This is a genomic window from Klebsiella sp. 4_1_44FAA (assembly GCF_000238715.1).
Classification (GTDB): domain Bacteria; phylum Pseudomonadota; class Gammaproteobacteria; order Enterobacterales; family Enterobacteriaceae; genus Klebsiella; species Klebsiella pneumoniae.
In genome coordinates, this window is record NZ_JH414823.1 from 1 (window position 1) to 1,616 (window position 1,616).

The window sequence follows — 1,616 nt, forward strand, 5'->3', positions numbered from 1 at the left end:
CAAAGAATGGCTGAATATCTGGTGCTGTATAACAGCAAAAGGCCACATAAATCACTCGAACTGATGACGCCAGTGGACTATATTTTACGTGAGAGTAAAAATTGCAATATGTGGTGGACCCATACAATTGAGCACGGTAAGAGGCCATACTGTTGTTGATCAGACATACAGGGGGCCTCGTGGGTTAATGAAAATTAACTACGGGGCTTTCTGCTTTCTGCCACACAACACGGTAACAAACCACCTTCACGTCATGAGGCAAAAAGCCTCAAGCGCCACGTCGATTATACCGGGACGGTGCTATTTCTTACCAGGTATATCCACGCTTTATGCTGCTTAGCGCTTTAAATAGCTAATGTATACCCATCCCGCAATCAAGACGCCCGTGCCCAGCGCAAGATTAGGCAAAATCACATCGTTTGCACTTGCATATATGGTATTAGGATCATGTTGCCCCCAGAATGCCAGCTTGTACCCGATGCCCCAGACAAAGAATACAATCCCGGCAATCATAACGCCGAATTTTATAACGCCGAGCAGGATTCCATCTAACCAGTCAGGCGGATCACGCCATGTGATGACCGCAGCTATTAGTGTGCAGATGATTTGGCCTGCATAATAACCAGGGGAACCATACCATTCCGGAGCAACATGCTTCACGATCAACCAGAACAGCACGTTCATTAAGATAACGAGCAACCAGTACCTCATAGTTCTGCTTTCCTTGTATTTGGCCATCTGAGTTGTCAGACAGCATTGTACTTATTCATCGGGCGGACTTGCCATTGAAATACTCCGGACGCGCAGCCAGTTCACGCTCGATTAACTCGTCGGCAAACAAAGGGGCAACACGATTAATACGTGCCTGCATGTTGCGCCTTCTCACCGCTGCTTTCCGTTCATCGCTCCAGCGTTGGATCTGTTTCTGGCCGAGAAAATCCACGCATACAGCGTAACCTGAGCCAGCCACCCAGCGTGACATCACCTCTTCAGGTGCCGCCTGCCCTGCCTCCACGACAACGGAAATCAGTTCCTGTGGGCCCGGGCAGGGCCTGTGCGGCAGTTTCCAGCGCAGAGAATAGCGCCACTTCATACACCACTCCGATCAGCCAGCTTATTTGGCACCTGCCAGCGTTCAGCAACACGAATATGCTCAGGTGTTTCCCGGACAATAAACGGAATTTCGTACATCACTGCATACAGCGGCTCACCGCTGATGCGAAGCCAGTCAAGTTCCTTCAGCGATGCGAATCGCGACTGCCAGCGCCAGAACGGTGCTGCAAGCTCTGCCGCGTCAAACTCGTCGCTCCACCGGGTGTACCAGGTGCAGACGGTTTCCGGTGACTGAAAATTCAGTTCTGTGACAGCCTGCCCCAGCAGGTTCTGACGCAGTAACCAGGACTGCTCGACCTGACGGGCTTCACGGCGCATTTTTCGGGTGAAGGCAAAGTCCTGACGTTTCAGCCTGCGTACTGTTCGGGTATGAAGGACTTCCGGGAAAAGTTCAGCCTGCACATCCATTGTCAGCGGCAGCGGACAGTATTCCCCGTGGCTGGAGATAAGCATTTCCAGTGCCTCTTCCACCTGTTTCAGGCTGGAAAGGCGGTCTTTTGGAT

The 1,616-nt window shown here is 51.5% G+C and carries 3 protein-coding genes and 1 pseudogene; 1 reads left to right on the top strand and 3 read right to left on the bottom strand.

All coding sequences use genetic code 11. From position 1 onward, the window contains the following. Window positions 1-159, top strand: a pseudogene (locus HMPREF1024_RS30935) (IS481 family transposase); the annotation flags it as partial. 177 nt (window positions 160-336) lie between these two features. Here HMPREF1024_RS30935 and HMPREF1024_RS00355 read toward each other — a convergent pair. The 3 genes from HMPREF1024_RS00355 to HMPREF1024_RS00345 all read right to left on the bottom strand — a co-directional run. Further along, window positions 337-711: a hypothetical protein gene (locus tag HMPREF1024_RS00355; RefSeq protein ID WP_004194233.1), complete on the bottom strand. Its 375-nt coding sequence runs from the start codon at window positions 709-711 to the stop codon at window positions 337-339. Between the two features lie 55 nt (window positions 712-766). Then, window positions 767-1,093, bottom strand: coding sequence for a hypothetical protein (locus tag HMPREF1024_RS00350; RefSeq protein WP_004194231.1), 327 nt, complete (start codon window positions 1,091-1,093; stop codon window positions 767-769). Continuing rightward, a partial coding sequence (locus HMPREF1024_RS00345; protein ID WP_009310044.1) for a plasmid SOS inhibition protein A occupies window positions 1,090-1,616 on the bottom strand: 527 nt, incomplete at its 5' end. The genes HMPREF1024_RS00345 and HMPREF1024_RS00350, both read right to left, overlap by 4 nt.